The 21,155-nt window shown below is 69.1% G+C and carries 17 protein-coding genes and 2 pseudogenes; 5 read left to right on the top strand and 14 right to left on the bottom strand.

Features of this window, described 5'->3' with window-relative positions:
• Positions 1-150: pseudogene (locus ACZ7SW_RS41125) on the bottom strand (superoxide dismutase); the annotation flags it as partial.
• A 215-nt stretch (positions 151-365) separates the two neighbouring features.
• Between ACZ7SW_RS41125 and ACZ7SW_RS41120 the strand changes: the two are divergent.
• The gene (locus ACZ7SW_RS41120; RefSeq protein WP_470235775.1) at positions 366-740 is read left to right on the top strand and encodes a hypothetical protein; all 375 of its coding nucleotides are present in this window, start codon (positions 366-368) and stop codon (positions 738-740) included.
• A gap of 57 nt (positions 741-797) precedes the next feature.
• Positions 798-1,373 (top strand): DUF305 domain-containing protein, encoded by a 576-nt coding sequence (locus tag ACZ7SW_RS41115; RefSeq protein WP_470235774.1) that lies wholly within the window; start codon positions 798-800, stop codon positions 1,371-1,373.
• Positions 1,374-1,763: 390 nt separating this feature from the next.
• Here ACZ7SW_RS41115 and ACZ7SW_RS41110 read toward each other — a convergent pair whose 3' ends face one another.
• On the bottom strand, positions 1,764-8,321 hold the full coding sequence (locus ACZ7SW_RS41110) for a COG1361 S-layer family protein (RefSeq protein WP_470235773.1): 6,558 nt from the start codon (positions 8,319-8,321) through the stop codon (positions 1,764-1,766).
• Here ACZ7SW_RS41110 and ACZ7SW_RS41105 point away from each other — a divergent pair.
• Positions 8,287-8,889 (top strand): hypothetical protein, encoded by a 603-nt coding sequence (locus ACZ7SW_RS41105; protein ID WP_470235772.1) that lies wholly within the window; start codon positions 8,287-8,289, stop codon positions 8,887-8,889. The genes ACZ7SW_RS41110 and ACZ7SW_RS41105 overlap by 35 nt on opposite strands.
• A 336-nt stretch (positions 8,890-9,225) precedes the next feature.
• Here ACZ7SW_RS41105 and ACZ7SW_RS41100 read toward each other — a convergent pair whose 3' ends face one another.
• The 4 genes and pseudogenes from ACZ7SW_RS41100 to ACZ7SW_RS41085 form a co-directional block, all read right to left on the bottom strand.
• Entirely contained in the window at positions 9,226-9,387 is a 162-nt protein-coding gene (locus ACZ7SW_RS41100; protein ID WP_470235778.1) for a DUF6307 family protein, read from the bottom strand.
• A 60-nt stretch (positions 9,388-9,447) separates the two neighbouring features.
• Positions 9,448-9,555, bottom strand: a pseudogene (locus ACZ7SW_RS41095) (RGCVC family protein); the annotation flags it as partial.
• On the bottom strand, positions 9,552-9,974 hold the full coding sequence (locus tag ACZ7SW_RS41090) for a DUF5994 family protein (RefSeq protein WP_470235771.1): 423 nt from the start codon (positions 9,972-9,974) through the stop codon (positions 9,552-9,554). The pseudogene ACZ7SW_RS41095 and the gene ACZ7SW_RS41090, both read right to left, overlap by 4 nt.
• A 41-nt stretch (positions 9,975-10,015) precedes the next feature.
• Complete coding sequence (locus tag ACZ7SW_RS41085; RefSeq protein WP_470235770.1) at positions 10,016-11,056, bottom strand: fatty acid desaturase family protein; 1,041 nt, start codon at positions 11,054-11,056, stop codon at positions 10,016-10,018.
• A 597-nt stretch (positions 11,057-11,653) separates the two neighbouring features.
• Between ACZ7SW_RS41085 and ACZ7SW_RS41080 the strand changes: the two genes are divergently transcribed.
• Together ACZ7SW_RS41080 and ACZ7SW_RS41075 are read left to right on the top strand one after the other, a co-directional pair.
• On the top strand, positions 11,654-11,905 hold the full coding sequence (locus ACZ7SW_RS41080) for a hypothetical protein (protein WP_470235769.1): 252 nt from the start codon (positions 11,654-11,656) through the stop codon (positions 11,903-11,905).
• Positions 11,906-11,948: 43 nt separating this feature from the next.
• Positions 11,949-12,413 carry a DUF5994 family protein gene (locus ACZ7SW_RS41075; protein ID WP_470235768.1) on the top strand — a complete coding sequence of 155 codons (465 nt, stop codon included), beginning with the start codon at positions 11,949-11,951 and terminating at the stop codon, positions 12,411-12,413.
• Positions 12,414-12,919: 506 nt separating this feature from the next.
• Here the strand turns inward: ACZ7SW_RS41075 and ACZ7SW_RS41070 are convergent.
• The 8 genes from ACZ7SW_RS41070 to ACZ7SW_RS41035 all read right to left on the bottom strand — a co-directional run bounded on the left by ACZ7SW_RS41070 (position 12,920) and on the right by ACZ7SW_RS41035 (position 21,155).
• Positions 12,920-13,585, bottom strand: coding sequence for a DNA alkylation repair protein (locus ACZ7SW_RS41070; RefSeq protein ID WP_470235767.1), 666 nt, complete (start codon positions 13,583-13,585; stop codon positions 12,920-12,922).
• Positions 13,586-13,877: 292 nt separating this feature from the next.
• Positions 13,878-14,489: a flavin reductase family protein gene (locus ACZ7SW_RS41065; protein ID WP_470235766.1), complete on the bottom strand. Its 612-nt coding sequence runs from the start codon at positions 14,487-14,489 to the stop codon at positions 13,878-13,880.
• Between the two features lie 6 nt (positions 14,490-14,495).
• On the bottom strand, positions 14,496-16,118 hold the full coding sequence (locus ACZ7SW_RS41060; protein ID WP_470235765.1) for an amidohydrolase: 1,623 nt from the start codon (positions 16,116-16,118) through the stop codon (positions 14,496-14,498).
• The gene (locus ACZ7SW_RS41055; RefSeq protein WP_470235764.1) at positions 16,115-17,140 is read right to left on the bottom strand and encodes an ABC transporter ATP-binding protein; all 1,026 of its coding nucleotides are present in this window, start codon (positions 17,138-17,140) and stop codon (positions 16,115-16,117) included. Before ACZ7SW_RS41055 ends, ACZ7SW_RS41060 begins: the two co-directional genes overlap by 4 nt.
• Positions 17,137-17,955, bottom strand: coding sequence for an ABC transporter permease (locus ACZ7SW_RS41050; RefSeq protein ID WP_470235763.1), 819 nt, complete (start codon positions 17,953-17,955; stop codon positions 17,137-17,139). Before ACZ7SW_RS41050 ends, ACZ7SW_RS41055 begins: the two co-directional genes overlap by 4 nt.
• Positions 17,948-18,829 (bottom strand): ABC transporter permease, encoded by an 882-nt coding sequence (locus tag ACZ7SW_RS41045; protein ID WP_470235777.1) that lies wholly within the window; start codon positions 18,827-18,829, stop codon positions 17,948-17,950. The genes ACZ7SW_RS41050 and ACZ7SW_RS41045 overlap by 8 nt, the downstream gene beginning before the upstream one ends.
• The gene (locus tag ACZ7SW_RS41040; RefSeq protein WP_470235762.1) at positions 18,826-19,866 is read right to left on the bottom strand and encodes an extracellular solute-binding protein; all 1,041 of its coding nucleotides are present in this window, start codon (positions 19,864-19,866) and stop codon (positions 18,826-18,828) included. Before ACZ7SW_RS41040 ends, ACZ7SW_RS41045 begins: the two co-directional genes overlap by 4 nt.
• 11 nt (positions 19,867-19,877) lie before the next feature.
• Positions 19,878-21,155: an aminotransferase family protein gene (locus ACZ7SW_RS41035; protein WP_470235761.1), complete on the bottom strand. Its 1,278-nt coding sequence runs from the start codon at positions 21,153-21,155 to the stop codon at positions 19,878-19,880.

Here is a 21,155-nt window from a genome sequence, read left to right as displayed (position 1 = left end):
CGCGGCCGCGAGCTTGTCCAGCGTGTCGTTCGCGCCCTTCACATACGCCGCGTGGTGCTTGCTGTGGTGCAGCTCGTTGATCTCACCCGAGATGTGCGGTGCGAGGGCACTGTAGTCGTAGTCGAGTTCGGGCAGCTCGTACCGGGCCATGGGGCCCTCCTTCTGTCTTCGACATCAAGTCTTGCCCCCTCGAACCTAGTAGCACACCCGTGTCCCGGGCGAGCGGGGGCAGCCTCGGCGCCACGGGCTGGAACCTGGTTGAGTGAAGGTTCAACTTCCAGTACTGGGGCCTGGCGGCCGACCACGCAGCGTGACCGGTTTGTCCGCCCCGCGCCGGTTCCCCGCCGCCCGGTACGGTTGGTCCCATGGCGACGTCCCGGCTCGGCAGCGCGCAGCGGGTCCTGCTGCTGTTCGCGCTGGCGCTGGGCATCGCCGTGATGCACCACGTGCCCTCCCCGGGCGCCGGGCATGCGATGACGAGCCAGATGTCCGTCGTCCCCTCGCACGGGGCCGCGCCCGCCGCGGACTCCGGCATGCCCGCCGGCGAGCACTCGATGCTGCACCTCTGCCTGGCGGTCCTGTTCGCCGTCGGCGCGCTCGTCCTCGGTCTGCTGGCTTTCCGCCGCCACACCGCCGTGAAGGCGGTTTTCGACGGCACCCGCGGCTCCCCCGCCGCCGACCGGCCGCCCGACCGGCGGGGCCGGACCGTCTTGACTTCTCTCTGTGTGTTGCGCACCTGATCGGCAGCCCCGCTCCGGTCGTTTTTCGCAATTTTCCTTTTGAGAGAAGGTTTTTTCGTGCGCAAAATCTTTTTCACCGGCGCCGTGCTGGCCGCTTCGCTCTTGCTCGGCGCGTGCGGCAGCCCGGAATCCCCCGCTCCCGCGCCCAGCGCGCAGGCGGGGCACAACGCCGCCGACGTCGCGTTCGCCCAGCAGATGATCCCGCACCACCAGCAGGCGCTGGAGATGGCGAAAATGGTGCCCTCGCGCAGCAGCGACCCAAAGGTCGTCGACCTGGCCGGCCGGATCGACCGGGCGCAGGACCCGGAAATCCGGCAGATGCGAGGCTGGCTGACCGCCTGGGGCGCGGCGCCCGCCAGCCATTCCATGCCCGGCGGCCACGAGATGTCCGGCGACCACTCGATGACCGGCATGATGTCCGACGCCGACATGAAAAGCCTCGACGCCGCGAAGGGCCCGGAATTCGACCGGTCGTGGCTGGATCTGATGGTCAAGCACCATCAGGGCGCGGTGGAGATGGCGAAGACCGAGCTGGCCCAGGGGGCGGATGCCGGGGCGAAGGCGCTCGCGCAGCGGATCATCGACGCGCAGCAGGCGGAAATCGCTGAAATGCAGGGGCTGTTGAAGGGCTGATTCTGTGGGGCGCCGGGGTCGTTTGGGCGGCTCCGGCGCCCCATCTGCCGCATCTCGGAACTTGTGCGCTCCGACCCGGCGACGCGTGGCGACCTCGGCCGTTCGCCGATCCGCCGCCACCGCCAGAGGAACTCGCGGCGGCACCGAAATGCGCGGCTGCCGAGCCATCCAGCCGCTCATCGTGCCGAGCCGCATCCAGCCATGCACGCGACGGCCGCCGCGAACTCCCCATCCACTGCCCCAGCCGCAACGACTCGCACCAGCACCGAACCGCGCGACCACCAGATCCTCCGGTCGCTCCTCGTGCTGAACCGCGGTCGCCGAGCCGCTGAGGCGACGGCTGGGCCTGCTCTCCCCACAGCGGGCCCAGCCACCGCCGTCACCGGCCGGTCATCGTTGGGACCGGCGGCGCCGCGAGATCAGCAGCAGCGCGCCTCCGCCCGCGAGCAGGGCGAGCGCCACGATTCCCACCGGGATCAGCACCACGCCGGTCCACGCCAGCGGCGGGTTCGGCGGCGGGGGCTGGACCGGCGGCGTCGGCGGGACTGTCGGCGTGGGCGGGGTCTTGGTGAGCGGCGTGGTCGTCTTGCAGCGCGGGTCGGCGGAGGCGTCTGGGCAGTTGGTGCCGGGCGTCGTCGAGGTAATGACGTTGCGCAGGCTCTGTCCGTCGCCGACCGGGGTCTTGACCTTCACGCTGTAGGTGACCGTCGCGGTCGCACCGACTGCCAGGTCGCCGGTCCACGTCAGCCGAGGCGCCGCGTAGCTCGTCGCGCCGGTCGAGGCGGTCGCGTCGTTGTTGTAGGCGGCGTTGCCGAGGGCGCCGGTCAGGTCGTCGGTGAAGGTCGCGTCCTTCAGGGCGGTCTGGCCGGTGTTCGTCGCGGTGACGGTGTAGGTGACCTTGTCGCCCGCCTTGGCCTCGGTGACGCTCGCCTTCTTGGCCAGGATCAGCCCCGCGACCGGCGTCGTGGTCCCGCACCTCGGATCCGTCGACCCCGGCGGGCAGTTCGTGCCCGGGGTGTCCGAAGTGACGACGTTGGCCAGCGTGTGGTCGCCCTTGACCGGGTTGTTCACGGTGACGCTGTACTTAACCGTCGCGGTGGCACCGATCGGGAGGTCGCCAGTCCAGGTCAACCGGGGTTCGGCATAGGTCACCGCGCCGATCGAAGCCGAAGCATCGTTGCCGTAAGCAGCATCGTCGAGAACCTTCGACAGGTCATCGGTGAACGTCGCTCCCGTTTGGACGGTCTGGCCGGTGTTCTTCACCGTCACCGTGTACGTGACCTTGTCCCCGGGCTTGACGTCCTTCTTGTCCGCGACCTTGGTGATGTCGAGGCCTGCGACAGGAGTCGTGGTGCCACAACGCGGATCCGTCGACCCCGGCGGGCAGTTCCCGCCCGGAGTCTCCGAGGTGACGACGTTCGCCAGCTTGAAATCGCCCTTGACCGGATTGTTCACGGTGACGCTGTACGTGACCGTCGAGGTCGCGCCGACCGGCAGATCACCGGTCCACGTCAGTTTCGGTGCGGTATAGGTCACCGAGCCGATCGAGGCTGCCGCGTCCCCGTCGTAGGAGGCGTCGTCGAGAACCTTCGACAGGTCGTCGGTGAACGTCGCGCCGGGCAATGGGGTCTGGCCGGTGTTCGTCACGGTCACTGTGTAAGTGACCTTGTCGCCCGGCTTCGCGTCCTTCTTGTCCGCCGTCTTGCTGATCGTGATGCCGGACACCGGCGTCGTGGTGCCACAGCTCGGATCCGTCGAGCCCGGCGGGCAGTTCCCGCCCGGAGTGTCCGACGTGACGACGTTCTTCAATTGGTGATCGCCCTTGACGGGGTTGTTCACGGTGACGCTGTAGGTGACCGTCGCGGTCGCACCGACCGGCAGATCACCAGTCCACGTCAACCGAGGCGCGGCATACGTCACCGAGCCGATCGAAGCCGAGGCATCGTTGCCGTAAGCGGCGTCGTCGAGAACCTTCGAGAGATCGTCGGTGAACGTCGCTCCCGTTTGGACAGTCTGGCCCGTGTTCTTCACTGTCACCGTATAAGTGACCTTGTCCCCCGGCTTGACGTCCTTCTTGTCCGCGACCTTAGTGATGTCCAAGCCAGCAACCGGAGTCACCGTCCCGCAACGCGGATCCGTCGACCCTGGTGGACAATTCGCCCCCGGAGTGCCGGAAGTGACCACGTTCGCCAACCGATGATCGCCCTTGACCGGGTTCGCCACCGTGACGCTGTACGTCACCGTCACCGAAGCGCCGACCGGCACATTTCCGGTCCACGTCAGCCGAGGCGCGGCATACGTCACCACACCGGCGGAGGCCGTCGCGTCGCCGTTGTAAGCAGCGTCGTCCAAGACCTTCGCCAGGTCGTCGGTGAAAGTCGCGCCGGACAAAGGAGTCTGGCCCGTGTTCGCGACAGTCACCGTGTACGTGACCTTGTCCCCGGGCTTCGCCGACGACTTGTCCGCCACCTTGCTGATCGCGATGCCGGACACCGGCGTCGTGGTGCCACAACGCGGATCCGTCGACCCCGGCGGGCAGTTCCCGCCCGGAGTCTCCGAGGTGACGACGTTCGTCAGCCGGTGATCGCCGCCAGCCGGATTGTGCACTGTGACGCTGTAAGTGACCGTCGCCGAGGCACCGATCGGGAGGTCGCCGGTCCAGGTCAACCGAGGCGCGGCATACGTCACCGAGCCGGTCGAAGCCGAAGCGTCGTTGCCATAAGCGGCATCGTCCAGCACCTTCGACAGGTCATCGGTGAAGGTCGCGGCCGGCAACGGCGTCTTGCCGGTATTCGTCACGGTCACCGTGTACGTGACCTTGTCGCCGGGGTTCGCGGACTGCTTGTCGACCTTCTTCTCGATCGTCAACCCCGGCAGCGGCGTCAGGGTCGAGCAATTCGGATCCGTCGACCCGGGTTCGCAGTTGCCGGGCACCGGAGTGCTGACCGTATTGCGCAGCTGGTGGTCGCCGGAGATCGGGTTGTGCACCGTGACGCTGTACTTCACCGTCGCCGAGGCACCGACCGGCAGGTTGCCCGTCCACGTCAACCGCGGTGCCGTGTAAGCCGTTGAGCCCACCGAGGAAGCCGCGTCGTCGTTGTAGGAGGCGTCGTCCAGCACCTGCGACAGGTCGTCGGTGAAGCTCGCGTCCGGCAGCGGGACCTGGCCGGTGTTGGTCACCTTCACCGTGTAAGTGACCTTGTCGCCCGGGTTCGCGGTCTGCTTGTCCACCGTCTTGGCGATCGTCAGTTCCTTGCCCGGCGTCGTGGTCGAGCACGACGGATCGGTGGAACCCGGCGGACAGTTGGTGCCGGGCGTCGAGGACGTGACGACGTTGTGGAGCTTCTTGTCCCCGGGATCCGGATTCTTCACCGTGACGCTGTACTTCACCGTCGCCGAACCGCCGATCGGCAGATCACCGGTCCACGTCAGTTTCGGTGCGGTGTAAGAGGCCTGCGCCGCCGGGGTGGCGTCGTTGTTGTAGACGGCGTCGTCCAGCACCTGCGACAGGTCATCGGTGAAAGTCGCGCCGGGCAACGGGGTCTGGCCGGTGTTGGTGACAATGATCGTGTAGGTCACCTTGTCGCCGGGCACGACCTGGTCGCGGTCGGCGGACTTGGCGATCCGCATCCCGGACACCGGGGTCGTGGTGCCGCACCGAGGATCGGCGGATCCGGCCGAGCAGTTGCCGCCCGGCGTGTCAGAGGTGATCGTGTTGACCAGTTTGTGGTCGCCGGTAACGGGATTCTTCACGGTGACGCTGTAGGTGACCGTCGCCGAACCGCCTACCGGGAGGTCGCCGGTCCACGTCAGTTTCGGTGCGGTGTAAGAGACCTGCGCCGCCGGAGTGGCATCGTTGTTATAGACGGCGTCGTCCAGCACTTTCGAGAGATCGTCCGTGAAATTCGCGCCGGACAACGGAGTCTGGCCGGTGTTCCGGACGGTCACGGTGTACCGGACCGGATCGCCGGGATTGGCGCTCGTCTTGTCGACGGTCTTGACGAATTCGATGCCGGACACTGGCGTCGTGGTCGAGCACGCCGGGTCGGTCGAACCCGCGACGCAGTTGTTGCCCGGCGTCGTGGAGGTGATCGTGTTGACCAGCTTATGGTCGCCAGTAACGGGATTCTTCACGGTGACGCTGTAGGTGATCGTCGCCGACGCACCCACCGGCAGATCACCGGTCCACGTCAACCGCGGCGCGGCGTAACTCGCCGATCCCACTGACGCCGACGCATCGTTGCCGTAGGTCGCGTCGTCCAGCACCTTCGAGAGATCGTCGGTGAAAGTCGCTCCGGACAACGGAGTTTGGCCGGTGTTCGCGACGACGACCGTGTACGTCACCTGGTCACCGGGGTTCGCGGACTGCTTGTCGGCCTTCTTCTCGATCCGCATCCCGGACACCGGCGTCGTCGTCGAACACGCCGGGTCGGTCGAACCCGCGGCACAGTTGTTGCCCGGAGTGGTCGAGGTGACGGCGTTGACCAGCTTGTGGTCGCCGGTGTCGGGATTGTTGACCTTCACCGAATACGTCACCGTCGCGGTGCCACCGACGGGCAGGTCGCCAGTCCACGTCAGCCGCGGAGCCGCGTAACTCGCCGACCCGACAGAAGCCGACGCGTCGTTGTTGTAGGTCGCGTCGTCAAGCACCTTTGAGAGATCATCCGTGAAAGTCGCTCCGGACAACGGAGTCTGGCCGGTGTTCGCGACGGTCACGGTGTACTTGACGGTGTCGCCGGGCTTGGCGCTGGCCGGATCGGCGGTCTTGCTGATCCGGATCCCGGACACCGGAGTCGTGGTGCCGCACCGAGGATCGGTGGACCCGGCCGCACAGTTGCTTCCCGGAGTCGTCGACGTGACGACGTTGCTCAGCTTGTGGTCGCCGGGATCGGGATTCTTCACGGTGACGCTGTAGGTGATCGTCGCCGACGCGCCGACTGCCAGATCGCCGGTCCAGGTCAATTTCGGGGCGGTGTAAGAGATCTGGGCGGCGGGAGCGGCGTCGTTGTTGTAGACGGCGTCGTCGAGGACCTTCGACAGGTCGTCAGTGAAGGTCGCGCCGCGGGCCGCGACCTGGCCGGTGTTGCGCACGACCACGGTGTACTTCACCGTGTCGCCAGGGTTGGCCGAAGCCTTGTCGGCGGTCTTGGCTATCTCGATCTTCGGGCCGGGCACGACGGTCTCCGCGCAGGAAGCCGTGGCATCGTCCGCGCACTGGCGGTCCGGCGGGACGGTCGGCGGCGGGCCTTCAGTCACCTTGGCGCGGTTGATCAGCGTGGTGCCGATGGTCGCGTCGTCGATCCGGACGTGCACGGTCATCGTGACCCGGCTGCCCACCGGGATCGCCGCGGCGTGCCATTGCAGCGGGCCGGTGCCGGTGACAGTGCCGCTCGTGGTGTCCGCGCTGACGAACGTCGTGCCGGGCGGGAGCGTGTCGGTGACAGTGGTGGCCGGGACCGGGATATTGCCGGTGTTGTCCAGCGTGACGGTGTAGGTCAGCTGGTCGCCGGGCAGCGCGTTCGCCTTGTCCACGACCTTGGCCAGCGTGTATTCCGGCACCGCGACCACGTTGCGGACGGTGTTGCTGGTCCTGCTCTGTTCGCGGCCGGTCTGCTTGCCCTGGAAGACGACCGACGCGGTGTTGTCGAGACGGGTGCCCGGGGCGACCGTCGGCGAGACAGTGACGCGGAAGCCGACACGCGTGCTCTGTCCTGGGGCCAGGTCGGGCAAATTGCAGGTGACAACTTGCCCGGCCGCCGAGCACCTCGGGTCCGAACCGGCCACATAGGACACTCCGGCGGGCAAGGTGTCGGTGACGACGACGCCGGTCGCGGTGTCGAGGTTCGTGGTGCTGCCGTCGGGGTTGCGGTTGGCCACGTCCAGCCCGTAGGAGATCTCGCCGCCGCGCGCGACCCAGCCGGGCGGACGCTCCTGGAGGTTGCCCTCGGGGTCGTTGGTCTTGACGATCTGCAGGTTGGGCTCGTTGGCCTCGGTCATCAGCCAGACGGTCTGCGGGTACAGCGCGTCGCCGGTGGTCCCGACCTTCAGCTGCGCCCGGTCCGAACCCGCGGGCAGCTTGCCGGTGACGTCGGCTGTGCGCGCGTCGTAGCCGAAGTTGTTGGCCGGGTTCGGGGTGCGGTCGGTGACGTTGCTGCCGGTGCCGTTCGAGGCGACGCGGTCGATCCGGCTGCTGAAGGCGTTGTTCGTGCTGGTGCCGCCGGGCGCGGGTACCGTCAGGCGCTGCAGCGACGAGGCGTCCCGGCCGAATTCGAGGTAGTCGCCGGAGATGTTGGCGTCGCCGTCGCCGACGACGACCCCGAGCGTGGACGACGGCGCGTGGTCGCCCGGGCTCCGGATGCCGTTCAGGTCGATGGTCGTGGCGGTGGGGCTGCCGCCCGCCCGGACCACGTCGAAACCGTCCCAGACCTGCAGGTAGCGCAGCGGCTCGCTGGCCAGTTCGTAGGCCACGACCAGCGACCAGCCGCCCCAGCAGCCGAGGTTGCTGGCGCTGTTCGCCGAGTTGCCGCGGCACGCCTGGAGGTCGGCCACCGTGTAGGAGCCGCCGCCGGCCTGTTTGACCAGCCCGGTGACGTCTTTGACGCCCGCGTGCGCGGTGATCTGCGGGAAGCCGCTGCCCAGCGCGTCGAACCAGTCGTAGGTGTCGGCGGTCAGCCGCTGGTAGGAGGCGGAGCCGGGGGCCTTGAACGCGACCTGGTTCGCGCGGGAGACGTCGCCGGAGTCGGCGTTCGAGGAGACCGGGTTGACCTGCCAGTAGAGCCGGGCCGACAGCACGCTCGCCCCGGGCGGGATGGTCAGGTTCGCGCTCGAGGCGGTGTTGCCCGGCGCCGCCGGGTCGCTCTTGACCCAGTAGCCGTACGCGGAGTTGTTCGCGGTCTCCCCGCAGGTCGTGGGGGTGGTGCTGCAGCTGACGACCGAGTTGGACGCCATCGTGATCGCGCCGTGGGCGACCGTCGAGAAGGCCGGGTCGGGACCGATTTTGCGCGGCGTGCCGAGCCCTCGCGGCTCGACCGCCCTCGGCTGCGGCGCGGCCGGTGCGGCGGTGGCTGATGCCGAAGTGGACGGTGCGGCGGTGGCCGGCGCTGCGGTCGACGGTGCTGCGGTGGCCGGCGTTGTGCTGGTCGGCGCGGGGGCGGCCGCCGTCGGGCTGTCCGGGGCGGGAGCGGCCGCGCCGGCCGGTGCCGCGCCGGCCGGGGACGGGGCCGCCGTGCTGGTGCTGGGCGGCAAGGTCGCGCCCATCGCCGGCGCGGCGCTCGCGAGACCCACAGCGAAAACCACCGCGAGAGCCGTGGCGGCGCGCTTGCCGCGGGAGCGCATGAATCCGGAACGACGGGGCATCACAGAAACTCCCACGGGGGTGGACGGAATTGTCGAGCTGCTACCCGCGTTCATCGACACTTGTCAGGAAATTGGTACCGCGCCCTCCCCCGCGCTGGGGAGCCGAAAGGCAGATAATCACCACATAGGGGGAACCCGGGCAGGTCAAAACCGGTGCTGAGGTCCGCGAGCCGCGCCCCGCGCCCGATTCCCGGGCCGATCCGCGACGCCCTGAGGGGGTGTCGGCATTCCAGCCGATTTCCGGGCGAAACGGCAACGCGAAACGGTGTCGGATACGGCATTCTCGTGCCGCGGAGTTCCGGTGGTTTTTCCGGGGAAATCCCGGCGGAATCGGCGGCGGGACTCCCGGCCGCGCGGTCGTTCGCGGGGGCTGCCCGCGAGAGCGGGCGCTCGGAGACTTGTGCTCAACGAGAAGCCGCTTCACCGGCTCGCGGGTACTGCGGGCAGCCGCGCCGGGCCGCTGGATCCGGCCGCGACGACCGGATCCAGCGAGGTCTCATCGCCGCAATTTCTCCGGCGCTTCGTCGATCAGGCGCAGCAGCCGCACAGCGAGGTCCTGGCAGGCGGCGCCGGTCAGGCCGGTGTCCTCCTCCAGCACGGCTCGGACGGAGGCGATGCGCTGGTCGTATCGCGACACGTAGCTGATTTCGTCGGGCATGACACGGTCCTCTTTCCTGGCTTTCCGGGTTGTTGCGAGGGTTTCGGCGGCGCACGCGCAGCGGCGGTGCAACCCGCCCGACGCGGTCGCGGCGCAGAAGCGGCTCGCGATCGCGTCGTGCGAGTCGTTTTCGTGGGGGCAGACCGCGCAATCCCCGGCCGTCGTCACGACGTGCTCTCCAGGGGATCAGCGGTCTCGGCCCCGGACGGAACGCCGTTGCCGAACAGGATTTCCGCCGAGGTGGCGGTGGAATCGCCGTCCGAGGCCGACCGGAGCACGGCGCGGGCGGTCCCGCCGGGCACCTCCGGGCGGATCACCAGCAGGTGCACCCGCCGGGAGTCGGTGCCGATCACCGTGATCAGGTCCGGGTCGGTCGACCGGAAGCCCTCCAGCCGCACGGTCCGGCCGCCGAGGCGCACCTTGCGCTCGGCCGGCCCCCACGTCTCCAGGTGGTATTCCACCCGGGTGACCGGGCCTACCCGCGGTTCGAGACGGGACGCCAGCGCCGGCAGCTCCCGAGCCAGCTCGGCCGAACGCGGCCACCAGCCGCCGTCGATTTTGCTGCGGCGCGCACCCGCTGGCTTCATCTCGACGCGTGCCTGGGCCGGTTGCGGTCTGCCGTCGGCAGTCACCGGGCGGCGCTTCCGGCTCGAGACGCTGCCCGAAGCGGAGTCCCGACCCGATGCAAATGCCGCAGGACGTCCGCGTAGGTGCGGAACAGGCCGCCCTGGCTGTAGCTGATCCCGCGCTCGACACAGAAGTCCCGCACCAGCGGCTGCGCCCGGCGCAGGGTCGCCATCGGGATGCTGGGGAAGAGGTGGTGCTCGATCTGGTAGTTCAGCCCGCCCAGCGCGTACGTCATCCACCGGCCGCCGCGCACGTTGTGCGACGTCAGCACCTGGCGGCGGAGGAAGTCCAGGCGGTGCCCGGGTTCCAGGTGCGGCATCGCCTTGTGGTTGGGCGCGAACGAGCATCCCATGTAGACACCCCAGGCGGCGTGGTGCACCAGGATGAAAACGGCGGCGATTCCCGGCGGCAGCAAGAGAAACACGGCCGTGAGGTAGGCGGCGAGGTGGACGGCGAGCAGGGTCGCGTCGAGCCGCGGGGCCCTGGTCCCGCCGTGGCGGACGGCTTTGATCCCCGACCAGTGCAGGTCGACGCCTTCCAGCAGCAGCAAGGGAAAGAACAGGAATGCCTGGTATTTCGCCATCCAGCGCAGGAAACCCGCCTTCGCGCCGCCTTGGCGGGTGCTGAACGCCAGCGCGGGGATGTCGATGTCCGGGTCGGATTCCTCGAGGTTCGGATTCGCGTGGTGGCGGGTGTGCTTGCCGACCCACCAGCCGTAGCTCAGCCCGACCAGCGCGGCCAGTGCCGTTCCCGCCGCGTCGTTCGCGCGGCGGCCGCGGAAGATCTGCTTGTGCCCGGCGTCGTGGCCGAGGAAGGAGAGCTGGGTGTAGGCCACGGCCAGCAGCGCCGCCGTGCCGAGCTGCCACCAGCCCGCCGCGACGAGCGCGAGCAGCGCCCACGCCCCGCCGAACGCCAGCAGCGCGATCCCTCCGCGCACCAGATAGTGCACCGGACGGCGGCGGAACAGCCCGGCCTCTTTCACCAGCGCCGAAAGCTCGGCGAACTCGCTTCCGTGCCCCGGCCCGGCCGTCAGTCTGTCCATTTCCCAGCTCCGCATCGGATGGTGTGCCGGACGACCGCGGCGGTTCGCCAGAGGTGAAAGCCCCGGGCGTCTCCGGTGCCGGTGGGGTGGGAAGGTCCCGCTCTCGTCGGTCGCCGGCGGCCGTGACAGCCCAATCGCACAACCGAGGTCCAGGGTCTTGCCGCTGAGCCTACACCCCGGGGGAGCCGCGCAGGGGGTTCCGGTCTTGCCCGGCAAAAGGAACTTTCCCCGGGCGCCGGGCCAGGCCCATTCGAGTGCTCTCGCCGGTTTCGGCGGTTCGGCACTGCGGCGCGGAATTCCCTTGCGACCACACGGTCTTCCGCGACGCGGGGCCGGTTCGCCGCTTCCGCCGCCCTGCCCTCCAGCGCACGGCAGCGCGGCCGGCGCGGCCGAGGGTGTAGGCTCGGTGGTGTCCGAGAACATCTCGTGCGCCGACAGTCCCGGTCCCTCGCGGCCAGGGCGAACGCATGCCCTGTCGTCGGGCCCACGGCACACCACCGTCACCCCTCGCGGCCTGTCAGCCGCCGAGCTGCCCTTGCTTCGGTCGCCTCCGCGACATCAGCCAGTGGCGCCCTCTCGGGAGGGCGGTGGTGCGGCGTGGACCATCCGCCCGGTTCCCCTGTTCCGCCGCGGTCTTTCGCCGCTCTGAAAGGAAAACTCATCACTGCCGCAGTCAGTCAGCCGATCTTCAGCCATCCCGTCGCCGAAAGCCCGCGCCCCGGCGCTCTCGTCCGGCCGCAGGACACGCGCTACGGCGGCCTGTTCCGCCAGCCCGCCGTCTCGCCCGCCGAGCGGACGGAATCGCAGCCGCACCAGGAACGCGCGCATTCGCGGCGCCACCGTCGCTGACCCGCGCTCGTCCCGCCGGAGGTCTCCGGAGAGGAGTTCCGCGATGACCTCAGTCCCGCAGCATCCCGCCGTGAGCACCCTGGTCGATTCCGCCGAGATCGGAATCCGCTTGCGGCTCAAGCGATCCGACGCGGTGAAGGGCTGTTTCGACGGCGCGTGGCGGCCGCTCTCCCTCGATCCCGTCGCGGAATTCAGCGCACTGGTCGCCGCGCTCTCCGGCCGTTACGGACCGGTCGACCGGATCGGGTTCAACCCCGCCGCCTGGGATCTCGCGCCCGCGCACCTGGCGCACGGGCCGGATCTGGTGCGGCTGTCCGGGTTTTTCGGTCTTCAGCAGCACACCGTCGTGGTGATCGGGCCGCGCATCCACCGCCTGACGCTCTTGGTCATCCCGCCGGAAACCAGCGACGCCGCCGCCGAGCGCGCACTGGCCGCGGCCTCGGCCTCCGACAGCATCGGCACCGCCCTGGAGATACTGCGCCACGCCGACGCCCCGGCCCGAACTTAGGCCCTTTTCCGGTTCACTCGAGACATGGCTTTCGGGATTCCGCGACCGGGCACATCGAGTGCTGGCCGTGCTGGAACCGCGGCCCGGTTTGACCGTACTGGACGTCGGCCGCGGACCCGGCGCCGATTTGCCTGCCATGGCCGAAGAGGCGGGACGGCGATTTCGGGAACGCCGCAGATCTCGGTTCGGCTGGGCGATGCGCAAGCGCTGCCGCTGACCGACGCGAGCGGATTGGGACAACGGTTTGTGTGCTCGACGATGGTGCGAACGCGACTGTGGGCCATTCTCTGCCGCGGCTTGACTTGGGGAGCGGGACTTGGGTACGCGACGTTTCCGTTGCTACGCCGGTGTTTCACGATTTCGCGATGGCGGACAAGGTTCCCGGGTTGAGCCGGATTACAGAACGCAGGCGGGTCAGAAGGAGCGTGCTGCCGGGAATCAGTGGCTTACGGCGCTGGCTCCGGGGCCGTTTTTAGCGGCGAACACGGTGTTCGTCGGGGTGTTCGCTAAGCCTGCCGCTTCACCATCTCCGTGATCCACACCGGCGCGTACGGCGAGGTGCAGTTCGGCGGCGTCGGATAATCCTTCAAGACTCCCAGCCGCTCCCCGATCTCGATCGCGCGAGCGCGCAGCTCGGGGTTCTCGATGCCGATCTGCGCGAGACAATGGTTCATCGCCCACTGCAACCGGTCCGGAGCGGCTTTCATCTCGGCCTCGATGACGTCGAGCAGGCCGGGAAGGTCCAGCCCGTCGGGCTTCTTGGCGACCCGGTCGACGGTCAGCGCCCAGCCCGCGCTCGCCACCACCGGGTCGGGGTCCTGGAGCCAGGCCACGCGGAGTTCCTCGGCGTAGCGGCTTTTCTTGACGAGGTTCACGAGGAGCCAGTCCTTGACCTTGGGCTTGCGTGCTTCGCGCAACATCGTGTCGAGGTCGTCGCGGTCGAACTGCTTGGGCCGTCCGACGAGGAGCGCGAGCAGGCGGGCGTTGGTGTCGCCGGTGTGCCACAGTTCGCGGGCGAGGTCTGGCTGGGCTTTGAGTTCTTTCGCGAGAGCACGGAGCTTGCCGAGGTTGACGCTGTGGTCGTCGCCGTGGTTCTCGTTGACGGCCCGGATTTTGGGGTCGTCGAGCTCCGCCAGCCGGGCGAGGACCCCGGAGAGGGTTGCGTCGGCCAAGGGAACCTCCCTGCTCAGGTGCGGACGAAGTCGAGGTTACGCGAAATGCGACGAGAAGCACGGTAACGCCCGCGGGCCGTGGGCAGCCATCGCAGCGCCACAACCAGGGCACCGAAGACCATCACTCCGAAACCCAAGCCACGCGACCAGCCCAGACTGCGGCCAGTGGGCGGTCAACGCGGACAAGTTCAACCCGCGATGCAAGGAACACCCGGGCTGCCTCGACCCCGGCGGCCCCGGCCGCCCGAAGACCTCCGGCGAGGTCCAGCGCGAATGGGCCTGCCTGCCCGGCTCAGAGTGCTGGCCGCGGAAACTCCTCCGGAGCGGGAATCGGCACCCGCACCCAGTTGTCCACTCGCGTGAACGTCGCGCCGCCCATGCGCCCCACCGGCCGGTACACGTCCTGGTCCAGCCGTCCGTCCGGGCGCAGCAGCCGGTCGTCCACCGCCACCCCGACCACCTCGCCGAACACCAGGTGCGAGCCCCTGAACTCCTCGATCTTCACCAGCGTGCACTCCAGGCTCGGGCCCGCCCCGGCCGGATGCGGGACGGCGATCCGCACCCCGGGCGTCCACGACAACCCGACCTGTTCCGCTTCGTCCACCGACGAGTCCACTGTGGACGCAGTGCGCGCGACGAGTTCTTCCTGACCGCTCAACGCCATCGTGATCGCGAACTCGCCCCGAGCCGAGATATTGGCCAGGGTGTCCTTCGGCGCGTCCGAAATCGAGAAGAGCACCGTCGGCGGGTCCATCGTCAGCGGGGCGAAGTAGCTGAACGGCGCGAGGTTCCGCACGCCCGCGCCGTCCACTGTGCTCACCCACGCGATCGGCCGCGGGACGACGGCGTTCTTCACCATCCACACGAAAGCGCCGCGATCGGCGTCGGTATTGCTGCTGTACACAAACCCTCACTCTGCCACTACACGTCCGCCGAGGACCGTCAATTCCGACCGTACGCTCAGCAACTCCGGGTCCGCGGCGGTGACCGGATCGTGGGCGAACACCGCGAGGTCGGCGAGGGAACCGACGCGGAGAGTGCCTTTGAAAGCCTCCGCGTGTTCCAGCCAGGCGGGGCCGGTGGTCCACAGCCGGAGCGCTTCCTCCCTGGTCAGCGGGTCGGCCACCAGTGAGTACGCGTTCGGCCCGGGCGAGCCGGTGAAGGTCGCGACCCCGCGGCGCCAGTCCGGCACGGTCACCGGTGCGTCCGAGCTGTCGGCGACCACCACGCCGTGGTCCAGCAGCGCTCGCGCGGGGAACGCGCCGGCCCACCTGGACTCGCCCAGCACGCGGACCATCGACGGGCCGCTGTAGGTCCGCATCAGCGAGCTGGTGATCACCCCGATGCCGGAGCGCGCCAGCCGGGAGAGCACCGCGCCGGACAGGAAAGTGCCGTGGATCAGGGCGTGCCGCGCCTCCGGCCACGGGTCGGCCGCCTGCGCCGCCTCGATCGCGTCGACCACCGCGTCCGCGGCCCGGTCTCCGGTCACGTGGACCTGCACCCGCACCCGCCGCACGTGGGCGGCCAGGATCAGTTCGCGCAGTTCCCGCACCCGCGCGTCGTCGTCCGGGCCGAAGGTCACCAGGCTTCCGTGCCCGCCGGACGGGTACGGCGAGTGCATCCACGCGGTGCAATGGGTCGGCACTCCGTCGGCGAACAGTTTGATGCCGCCGATCCGCAGCAGGTCGTCACCGACCGCGAAGTCCGTCTCGTCCAGCAGTCGCGCCAGCGACGCGGCGGACGTCGTCGGCGACGGCCAGTTCCAGTGCAGCAGCGCGGTGATCCGCGTCCGCAACCGGCCGGCGGCGTGCAGGTCCTGGTAGTCCTTCCACAGCTCCGGCGGGACGATCGGGTCGGTCACGCTGGTCATCCCGAGTGCGTTCAACCGCTCCATGCCGCGCACGATCGCGTCCAGCCGGACGGAACGGCTCGGCTGCGGCACCAGCGAGGCGACCAGTTCCTGCGCGCTCTCCACGAGCACCCCGGTCGGCTCGCCAGCGGAGTCCCGAACGATCTCCCCGGCCTCCGGATCCGGCGTCGCCGCGGTGATTCCCGCCCGTTCCAGCGCCGCGCTGTTCGCCCACACCTCGTGTGACGACGCGTGATGCAGCACCGCCGGCCGCGCCCCGGTCACGCTGTCGAGCCAGGAGCGATTCGGTACTGCCCGGCCGTCCGCGAATTCGGCGATCGTCGTTTCCCGCCAGCCGCGGCCGACGATCCACTCCCCCGGCGGAGCGCCAGCCAAAGCGCTGGCTACCGAAGCCAAATCCGAAGCTTCGGAAAGGTCCACACAGAACTCCGGCCCGGCGGCGGCGTGGAAGGCCAGGTGCAGGTGCGCGTCGTTCAGTCCAGGAAGGACAGTCCGGCCCGCCAGCTCGACCACCCGCGCATCCGGTGCGGCTGCGGCGGAAACCGTCTTGTCGTCGCCGACCGCGGCGATCCGGCCGTCCGACACCAGCACCGCCGAAGCGGTCCCGGCCACCGGATCGAAAGTCCGGACCACTCCGCCGCGCAGCAGCAAATCCTGAATCATACCGCCGCCAATTCCGGGACGTCGCCGCTCGGCACCACGGCCTGATGCTCCGGATGCCAGGCCACGATCACCTCGTCTCCCGGACGGTGCTCGTGCGCGACCCCGGCCGACAACACCGCACAGCCACGCGCACCGTCGGAGTACCGCAACCAGATCCGCGTGTGATCGCCGACGTACACGATGTCGGTCACCTGCGCGCTCGCCCGCTGGTGTCCACTCGGGACGGGGTCCGCGGAAGTATGCAGCGTCAACCGTTCCGGCCGGACGATCGTCACCTCCCCCGGCGTGAGCGACAAAGCGTTGGACTCCCCGATGAACTGCGCGACGAACAACGTCTCCGGCCGCTCGTACAGTTCCTCCGGCGTGCCGACCTGTTCGATCCGGCCGTCGTTGAACACCGCGATCCGGTCCGACAGCGTGAGCGCTTCCTGCTGGTCATGCGTCACGAAGAGGAACGTCATCCCCAATTCCCGGTGCATCCGAGCGATCTCGCGCTGCAATTGGTCACGCAGCTTCTTGTCCAGCGCGCCTAGCGGCTCGTCCATCAGCAGAGCACGCGGTTCGTATACCACCGCCCGTGCCAACGCGACGCGCTGCTGCTGACCGCCGGAGAGCTGGCGCGGCAACCGATCCCGCACCGCCGACAACCCGACCAGCTCAAGCACCTCGTCCACCCGCCGGGCGATCTCGGCCTTCGGCACCTTGCGCTGAGTCAGTCCAAAAGCGACATTGCGCGCCACCGACATGTGCGGGAACAGCGCGTACTGCTGGAAAACCACGCCCAGATTCCGCCGGTGCGGCTTGAGCCGCGAGATCTCCTGACCGTCCACAGTGATCGATCCGGAGGTAAGCGGGGTGAACCCGGCGATCATCGACAGCATCGTCGTCTTGCCCGAACCGGACGGGCCGAGGAAGGTCATGAACTCGCCGTCGGCGATGTGCAGCGAGACGTCGTCCACGGCGGGCCGGTCGACGCCGGGGTACGCCTTCGTCACATGGGCGGTCGCGATTCCGTCAGTCATGATTGCTCTTTTCGGCGCAGAAAAGCGGGGACGAACAGCAGGATGGTGGTGAACACGACGATCAGGCTCGACGCGGCGGCGATCGTCGGGTCGATCTCCAGCACGATCGATTCGTACATCTTCACCGGCAACGTCTTGATCGCGGGCGTCTGCAGGAACAACGCGACCACGACATCGTCGAACGACGTCGCGAAGGCGAACACGAACCCGGACAGCACTCCGGGCGCGATGATCGGGAGCACCACTTTGCGCAGGGTCGCGAACCGGGGTGCGCCAAGGCTGGCCGCGGCTTTCTCCATGATCGGGTCGTAGCCGGCCAGGCTCGTCTGCACCGAGGTGAGCACGAACGGCAGCCCCAGCACCGCGTGCGCCAGCACGAAACCGAGCATCGTGCCGTTCAGTTGCCAGCGCAGGAAAACTCCGTAGATCGCGACCGCGACGACGATTCCGGGCAGGATCATCGGAGCCATCAGGAGCTGCCGGACCACTCCGCTGCCCCGGCGCATCCGGTCCAGCGCGAGCGCGGCCGCCACGCCGAGCACAGTCGCCAGCGCCGCCGCGAGCAACCCGACCTGCACCGAATTCGCCAGCGCGGCCAGCCATTGCTTGCTGGTGAAGAACTCCGCGTACCAGTGCCACGACCAGTCCTTCGGCGGGAACTCGAACGTCGAGCCCGCACCGAAGCTCATCGGGATCACCACGAGCGTCGGCGCGACGAGCACGAACGCGACGAGCACGACCCACACGCGCAAGCCCCAGCCGAGGCTGCGCTGCCGCACCGCGGCGGCCCTGCTGATGGACGGATTTTCAGCCACGGTCGGCACCTCCAGCCGCACTGGTGCCCAGCGGCGCGGCCACGCGGCTGAGCACGGCGAGCACCACGAGCGTGACGACCAGCAGGATCGTCCCGAGCGCGCCGGCGCCCGCGAAGTCCAGCAGATCGTTGACCTGGGTGCCGATCACCTGCGCGACCAGCGCCTGCTGCGGCGTGCCGAGCAGCGCCGGGGTGATGTAGAAGCCCAGCGACATGATGAACACCACCGAAACCCCGGCCAGCACGCCCGGCATCGACAGCGGCACGTACACCCGCAGGAACGCCACCGGACGCCGCGCGCCGAGACTGCCCGCCGCGTGCAGCAGGCCGCGGTCGATGCTGAGCATCGAACTTTGCAGCGGCAGCACCATGAACGGCAGCATCACCTGCACCATCGCGACCGTCACGCCGGCCACCGAGCCCAGCAGCACGACCCCGTCGATGCCGATCGCCGACAGTGCCTTCTGGAGGACGCCGCCGCGCTGTTCGAGCACGTACCAGGCGAAGTTGCGCGCCATCAGGCTGGTCCAGAACGGCATCAGGACCAACAGCGTCAGCACCGTCCGGGCGCGACGGCCGACGAGGGTCATCGCGTAGGCATACGGATAAGCGATGACGAGCGTGGCCGCGGTGATGATCAGCGCGGTCCGCAAAGTCCGCAGCATCACGCGGATCTGCACCTCGTCGCCGAGCACCGCCAGATAGTTGCCGACCCCGAACGACGGTTCGGTGAAGCTGCGCCACAGGATCACGGCGAGCGGATAGAAGAAGAACACCAGCACCACCGCCGCCGCGGGGAGCAGCAGCCACGAGGTCCGCCGTTTCTCGGGCCCGGCTTGCGGAACGGCCGGGGGCCGGGTCGCCACGGCGGTCATCCGGTCGTCCAATCCGACCACGCCTTCACCAGCTCGGGCCGGTTCGCCGCCCAATAACGCACGTTGCTGAGCACTCGCAAGTCCTCCTTGCCCTCGCCCCAGATGTCGAGCTGGCGGCCGATCTCCGAACGGGCGGCGGGGGCGGCCGTGTTGGCCGGTCCCACGCCCGCCCGCGCGGCGAAGTCCGCCGCTTGCGCCGGTTGCGAGGCGAAGCGGACGAGCTTCTTCGCCTCCTCGGCGCGTGCCGTCCCCTTCGGCACCACCAGGACATCCCAGGTCACCGGCACTGGGATATCAGGCACCACTTTCCAGTTCGTCGCACCGGCCTTGAGCAGCGAGAACGCCCGTGCGCTGACGATCAGCGCCATGTCCGCCTGCCCGCCGGCCATGCGCTGCTGCTGGTCGCCGTACGTGCCGCTGATCGACAGCTGCGGCCGGATCCGGTCGTACATCCGCAGCGCGCGGCGCATGTCGAGCGGATACAGCTTGTCTCGCGGCACGCCGTCGGCCAGCAGCGCGGCCTCGACCGTGCCGACGCTCGGGTCCCCGCCGTAGATGATGCGACGGCCGGGGAACTGCTTCGGGTCGAAGAAATCCGCGAGTTTCGACGGCGGATTCTTGCCGTAGACCTTCGAGTCGTACATCAGCATCATGCCGAAGAAGGCGTCCGGCACCCCGCAATCGGTGAGCGAGCCCTCCGGGAACCCGGCGGCCTGCGCTCCCATGTCGACGGGTTCGAGCAGGCTCCCGCACACGGCGGCGGCAGCGGACGCGTCGGTGTCGACGACGTCCCAGGTCACCTTCCCCGCCTCGACCATCGCCTTCAGCTTGGCGTTGCTCGACGGGCCGTCGATGGTGACGGTGGTCCCGGTCTGCTTCTCGTACGGGTCGAGCCACGCGGCGCGCTGGCCCGCCTGGTACGCGCCCTGGCCGTAAGAGGCGAACACGAGGGAGTTCGGGCCGCCCTCGGAGATCGCGCAGCCGGCGGTGGTGAGCAGAAGCGCGGCGGACAACAGCGTCGGTATCCGGCGTCTCATGGCTCCTCCGTTCAGCTCGCCGCGGCCGCGACGTGCTTGCACAGCACGTCGGCCAAAGTGTCGATCTGTTCCTCGGTGATCACCAGCGGCGGGGACAGCACGATGCTGGTCCCGGACGCGCGGACCACCACGCCGTCCGCGCGGCAGCCCGCCTGCACCGGCGCGGTGGGCTGGTCGGCGAATTCGATGCCGAGCATCAGGCCGACGCCGCGGACCTCGCGCACGTGCGGCAGTTCGGCGAGCGGGTCGAGCCGCGCGCGCAGCCGCGCCCCGAGGACGGTGGCGCGTTCGAGCAGGTTCTCCTTTTCGATGATGTCCAGGTTCGCCAGCGCGACCGCGGAGCCGACCGGGTGGCCGTTGTAGGTGAAGCCGTGCAGGAATGTCGCGCCTTCGGCGAGTTCGAGGACCCTCCGTCCAATAAGGACCGCACCCATCGGAATGTACCCGCTGGTGAGCCCCTTCGCGGTGACGATCATGTCCGGTTCGACGCCGAAGTGCTCGCTGCCGAACCAGTGCCCGGTGCGGCCGAACGCGGTCACGATCTCGTCGACGATCAGGAGAATCCCGTGCCGCCGCAGGACTTCCTGCACACGCGGCCAGTAGCCCTCCGGCGGCGGCACCATCCCGCCGACGCCGAGCACCGGCTCCCCGATGAACGCCGCGATCCGATGCGGACCGATCTCCTCGATGCGCTTTTCCAGCTCCGCCACCAGAATGTCGGTGGCGTCCGGGCCGTGTTCCAGACCGTGCGGCTTGCCGAGCCATTCGACGTCCGGCAGCAGCGGGCCGTACCCGGCGCGCAGGCCCTCGATCCCGGTCGCGGCCAGCGACGCGCCGCCCATGCCGTGGTAACCGCCGTGCCGCGCCAGCACCACGGTGCGTTCCGGCGAACCGGCGTGGTGGAAGGCGAGGCGGGCGAGTTTGATCGCGGTTTCGTTGCCCTCCGAACCGCCGTTGGTGAGGAAAACGCGCTCCAGACCGGCCGGGGCGAGCGACAGCAGGCGTTCGGCGAGACGGATCGACGGCTCGTTGGAGTAGTCGCCGAACGACGAGTAGAACTCCAGTTTGCGGATCTGCTCGGCGGCGACGTCGGCGAGTTCGGGACGGCCGTGGCCGACCGGGCACTGCCACAGGCCGCAGGTGCCGTCGAGGTACTGGTTGCCTTCGGTGTCCCAGAGCAGCGCGCCTTCGCCGCGGTCGAGGACGAGCGGTTCGGCCGGGGCGCCGATGACGGTGTGCGGATGGACGAGGGCGCGCCGGTCGGCGGCGGCGAGGTCAGCGGTGGTCAA

Source organism: Amycolatopsis sp. NPDC114484 (genome assembly GCF_055633755.1).
Note: the sequence above shows the minus strand (reverse complement) of the source record. Positions and strands in the feature narration are given on the sequence as shown.